The sequence below is a fragment of the Faecalicatena contorta genome, assembly GCF_021531995.1.
Classification (GTDB): Bacteria; Bacillota; Clostridia; order Lachnospirales; family Lachnospiraceae; genus Dorea_A; species Dorea_A contorta_A.
Genome location: NZ_JAFBIZ010000289.1, coordinates 1 through 651 on the forward strand (window position 1 = coordinate 1; position 651 = coordinate 651).

Below are 651 nucleotides of genomic sequence, written 5' to 3' on the forward strand. Positions count from 1 at the left end.
CCCTAAAAACACAAATGTATGATTAACAAGAAGCGAACGTATAAAAGTACTGATCAATGTGTGTTTCTGCTCATAGTCAAGGTAATCACTTTCTTTCAAAACTATTGAGTTTGGTACCTTTAAATCTCCATGCATTTTTATAATATAACGCTCATTTGATTTTGACAGCAAATCGCTATCCTGAGATACAACAGTATAAAGCTGTGCATTCAAATTCGCAGAATCTTCTAAAAGTGAATCATAATTTGTTGTTATAATATGATGAGGTAAAAGATTAAAAATTTCATCATCTATTGAGTTTGACATCTTGCCAGAGCTCAGCGTATTTTGAATCAAATTATAATACTCGGTATTATTATCTGATGTGTCTTTCTGATAATAATATTCCGGAATCCGAAGGAACTCATCCTGCGTAAATGCATAACGTTCTTCACAATCCGTTTCTGGACAAATTTCTTTTCTTTTTTTGCAAAAATCACATCTATCATAACCAATTTTGTCTGCAATTATTTTTATCAATTCCCACCAAGTGGGAACATTTGAGTTTTTAGAAACTCCTGCTCCCACAAAAACAATTAGCTGATTGTTTTCTTGTGCTTTCTTTATTGTTTTAATTGATTCTATCCAATCCATTATCTGTTTCTCCAAAAC

The 651-nt window shown here is 31.8% G+C and carries 1 protein-coding gene; it reads right to left on the reverse strand.

The window, feature by feature from the left end:
- Positions 1–633 (reverse strand): SIR2 family protein (locus JQM82_RS15990; RefSeq protein WP_235251410.1); only part of this gene is annotated, 633 nt, incomplete at its 3' end.
- Between the last annotated feature and the right edge of the window lie 18 nt (positions 634–651).